This window comes from Synechococcus sp. H60.3 (genome assembly GCF_047462295.1).
GTDB lineage: Bacteria > Cyanobacteriota > Cyanobacteriia > Thermostichales > Thermostichaceae > Thermostichus.
The window spans coordinates 1-4,186 of sequence record NZ_JANSIY010000160.1 but is presented as its reverse complement, the minus strand read 5'-3'; the positions used below and the strand labels follow the sequence as shown (position 1 = coordinate 4,186).

Annotated in this window: 3 protein-coding genes and 1 pseudogene; 1 reads left to right on the top strand and 3 read right to left on the bottom strand. The window is 55.7% G+C overall.

Going from position 1 to position 4,186, the window contains the following annotated elements; all coding sequences use genetic code 11:
- From NW841_RS12125 to NW841_RS12115, 3 genes are all read right to left on the bottom strand, one after another.
- A partial coding sequence (locus NW841_RS12125) for a putative CRISPR-associated protein (RefSeq protein WP_414386596.1) occupies window positions 1–720 on the bottom strand: 720 nt, incomplete at its 3' end.
- Between the two features lie 120 nt (window positions 721–840).
- A complete protein-coding gene (locus tag NW841_RS12120) occupies window positions 841–2,430 on the bottom strand; it encodes an ArnT family glycosyltransferase (protein WP_414386593.1) in 1,590 nt (529 codons plus the stop codon).
- Between the two features lie 96 nt (window positions 2,431–2,526).
- Window positions 2,527–3,351, bottom strand: a complete 825-nt coding sequence (locus NW841_RS12115) for a hypothetical protein (protein WP_414386590.1) — start codon at window positions 3,349–3,351, stop codon at window positions 2,527–2,529.
- Window positions 3,352–3,634: 283 nt separating this feature from the next.
- Between NW841_RS12115 and NW841_RS12110 the strand changes: the two are divergent.
- Window positions 3,635–4,186 (top strand): annotated as a pseudogene (locus NW841_RS12110) (helix-turn-helix domain-containing protein); the annotation flags it as partial.

The following is a 4,186-nucleotide window of genomic DNA, read 5'->3' as shown; positions in this document are numbered from 1 at the left end:
TTTGGGGGCAGCGTAGGCGCTTGGGTCGTAGCGAACCAGATCTACCCAAGGCAGCTCACGCAGGAGTTTTTCCACCTTGACCCAACTGCGAGGACGGTGATGGCTGCTGTCGCTGCGCAATTGGATGACCTGGGAGCGATCTCGACCAGAATCCGGCAAGCTTGCCCGCGGGATCCGCGGCTGGACTTGCGGCTGTAAGTAAGGCAAATACACCAAAGATTTGTATTGCTCGTGGATGTAGCAAACCGGGATCCCCAATTGGCTGCCCACCACGGCCATGACCATGGCCTGGGCTTTAAACCCCCCGGTGGCGGCAAAGGTGACGATCCCCTTGGCGCTCTCGGCCAACTGTTGCAACAGCTTGGCCATCCGCTCCAGCGAGGATCCCTCTAGCTCGTAGTTGATGCCGGGGAGGGGCAGCAGGGAAACCTGCTGCTGGCCCAGCGCTTTTTCAAAAAAGAGCTGCAAAATCTGGGCACACTCCAGTCCTTCAGGGGTTTCGGAGTACAGCAAAATCAAGGCATCCTGCGGAGTGGGATCCAGCCGGTAGTAGGTGTTGGTTTCGGCGCTGATTAGTTCCAAGTCTGTTTTTTTCATCCAGGCCAAGGCCCGTTCTGGATCGCCGATGGTTTTTTGGCCGACCCAAGGGCGCTGCGGCTGCAGGTCTTTGTCCAGGTTGGTAAGCAGAGAGGTGCCCACCGTCATGATGATGGTCTGCATGAGTTCCTCGCCAACTTTTGAAGCAATAGACTATTAGGCTAGCCAAGCCCAGAAGCTCGGCCCATCTGCCCTTGGCAGTTCCTGAGGGGGTGCGTTAGTGGGGAGAAAAAGCCGTAGCCCTCAGCGCCGGCGGGAGTAGGGACGGGGATAGGGTTGGCGCATCCGCCGAGCCAGGTACACCTGAAAGGTTTGGGCCACTGCCCCCGCCCGCCGCAGGGGAATCTCTGCCACTGGCTCAATTTGTTCAAAGTAGGTGCCGTAGGCGGCCGGGATCCCTGCTCTTGGCTGAAACAGCTTGGAGGTAATCAGCAGGCCATCCTGCCCCAGCCAATCTTCAGGTTGTGACCAAAAGGCAAAGCCGCGCAGATCCTCATCCAGGCAGGTGAGGGGTTTCTCCGTCAGCGGCGCCAAGGCCATGCCAATCTGGCCGCCCAAAAAGTAAGCGTTCGTGAAAATGAAATCCGCCTCCGCCAGAGCCTGGGCCAAGCGGGGATCCGCCTGAAATCGCCGCCGCAACTGTTCGATGTCAATCAACTGAGTCGAGGGATCCTGTTCCACCGGCCACAGGCCCAGACCGCCAGGCGCTTGCAGCAGCCCGTAGCGCACATGGGCCAGCCCCACCCCCACCAACAGGCTCACCGCCACCGCCGTTCCTGCCAAGAGCCGCCTTGCCTCCGGCCACCTTTCCCAGCGGGATCCCAAAAGCAAGCTCAGCACCCAGAACCCCGGCATCGGCCAGGTGGGCAAAATGGGCCGATAGCCCCCCATCAAGGTAAAAGCCAGCACCAGCGGCAACCCACAGGCCAAGATCAAAAGATGCTTCAGCTCTCGATCCGTGAGGCGTCTTCCCTGAAAAAGCGCCAACCCCACCCGCCCACCCTCGGCCAAGCTCAGCCCCAGCAAAGGGATCCCCAAGGTTGGGAAAAGATAAAAAATTTCCGCCAGCACCGTCAGCCCCAGATCCTGCAGGCGGTAGCCACTCTCCGGCACCGCTCGCCCCCCCTGGAAGCGAAAGGAGACCCAATCCTGCTGGGCGTTCCAGATCAGCACCGGGCTGAAGGCCGCCAAGAACCCCAGCACTGCCAAGAGCGCCCATCCCGACCTGAGGGCGCAGCGGTGGGCTGGGCTGAGCAGACAAAAGAGCACCAGGCCAAACCCCAACGCCAGGCCGTGGTATTTGCCTAGGCAGGCCAGCCCCACCAATAGCCCCATCAGGGCTAGCCTGGGCCCCGGTCGGTAGCGAGCTGCCCCATAGGCTCCCAATTTCCCCTCCGCCAAGGGAGCTGGAAAAAACTCCTGGGCAGCCACCCACAGGGTTGCCGCCGTAAAAAACATCAGCGGGCTATCCGGCAGGGTCAGCACCCCAAACCCAATCCAGAAAATGGGCGCGATGCTAATGGTTGCCAGAGTGATCAGCCCTGCCTGCACTGAAAAGAGCCGCACCGCTGTGAGGTAAAGCAACAGGGAAGAGCCAGTGTAGGCCAGCAGGGATCCCAATCGAATTGAAAAAGCCGACACCCGCCCCGTCAGAAGAGGTCCCAGGCCTGTGATCCAGGCCACCAGCGGTGGATGGTCAAAATAGCTCCAGTCCAAATGGCGAGTGTAGAGGTAGTAGTAGGCCTCGTCAAAGCCCGGCGGCAACAGAGCCGCGACCCAGCAGCGCAGAAGCAGGCCCAACCCCAAAATCCACAGAGCAGCCCGCGGCAGCACGGGGGATCCCTTTAAGCGCGTGGACAGGTGTTATTGTCTCAGCTTTGGCCGGGCTTGTCCCCAAAAACCCAAGTGGGGGCTCAGAATAGGCTAAGCCTAAGACGTTGCCTCCGGCAGCCTTACCGGACACCCCAAAAGCTGGCCCAATTGCTCCGCCTCCGCCCTTGCCTTGCCATTGTCAGAACCGAAACTGAGATGCAACAAAGGCTCTCCCGATGCCAGCTCCACCTTCACCGAAAAATAACTATCGCCATCGGAATCTGTTGACCTCTCAACTACAACTTGCTGAACATCTCTGAAGGAATAAGTTTTCCGCCCCCTTATTCCAAAGGGAGTGAGGTACTCCTCCAAGATCTGGTAGAGGGAGCGGTCAAAGGTCAGCCGACGCCTCTTCTTAATTAAAGCGAGTATTAGGAATAGAACCACCACTCCTGCTGGAGCCAGAGCAATCAGAGCGACACCCAAGAAATCCTCTAAGGCAAAACCATCGCTGGCCACCAAGAGCTGGCTCTCTGCACTCATCCGAAACGATTGGATCTTTGTTGCCAGTTGCCGAGCCTCGCTCTCGCTGGCGGCTGACCAAGCTTTTGTTTCTCCTGCAGGAGTTATGAGAGTGACGTAGTAATAGGTTGTCTCGTCCCCTTCGGAGTCTGTTCGAGTTTCAGTTTTGGTTCCGGCTCCCCTTACGTCATAATAAAACTCGATCTGTTTTGGTAAAGGCAGCAGTGGCTGGAAGACCACTTCACAGGTGACTGTATCCTGATCAAGCCGATGGCAAGTAAAACGGTGATCCCCCCCAGAAAGCCCAATAGGTAGGATAGGTGGGGACGATAAAACCAACATTACAAAGGCACTACCGACAGCCTCAAGCAACGAAACTCCAGGCTCTAGATAAACACGCTTGCCGGGAGTTTGCTCCACGCATCTCATAGAACTCAGCTCCGTTGACCCTTTTGTGGTTGCCCTCATTATTGCTTGTCAATGTAGCATCTGTCAGTACTTGAGAATACGAAGCTGTTCGGATATCAGCAGAATCACTTATGTTAGCCTATTCAAATCCAATGGCAATGAAATAGTCTATCACATCGATCTCCAACTCACCTCTTCCAAAAAGGGAGCGACTGAGGAGTGTCTTAATCTGGTTTGAAATACAGCCTGTTAATTTAAAATAGGGTACAGGTTTCAAGAGGAAGGAGAGAAGGGAATGCCAACCCATTCTTTGGATCTAAGGCAAAGAGTTGTAGCAGCTTATCAGGCAGGTAAGACCTCCATCCGCCAGGTAGCCGAACGGTTCATGGTGACCAAAAGAACAGTACACCGCTGGGTGCGACAGTACCAACAAACTCAAGATTTAACCCCCAAGAAAGTAGGCACTAAGCGAGTGGGTATTTTGGAACAACATCGACAGGAAGTGATGGCAATCATTGCAGAACACCCAGACCTCTACCTGTGGCAGTATCAAGAACTGTTGCGGGAGCGCTTAGCAATTGATGTAAGTACTGTCACGATACACAATTTCTTGAAAAAGCAAGGAATGACTCTAAAAAAAAGACTTACCGCAGCGCGAGAGTCCAAGAAGAGGAGGTGCAAAGAGAACGACTAGCTTATAGTCAAGAAGTCAGAGATATTCCAGCGGAGGATCTGATTGCTCTCGACCAGACAGGGGTGTGGGAGGGGATGGAACGGGGAGTAGCTCGGAGTTTACGCGGTCAAAGAGCTTATCATTATCGTCAGAGATACAAGGGGGAGAAGCATA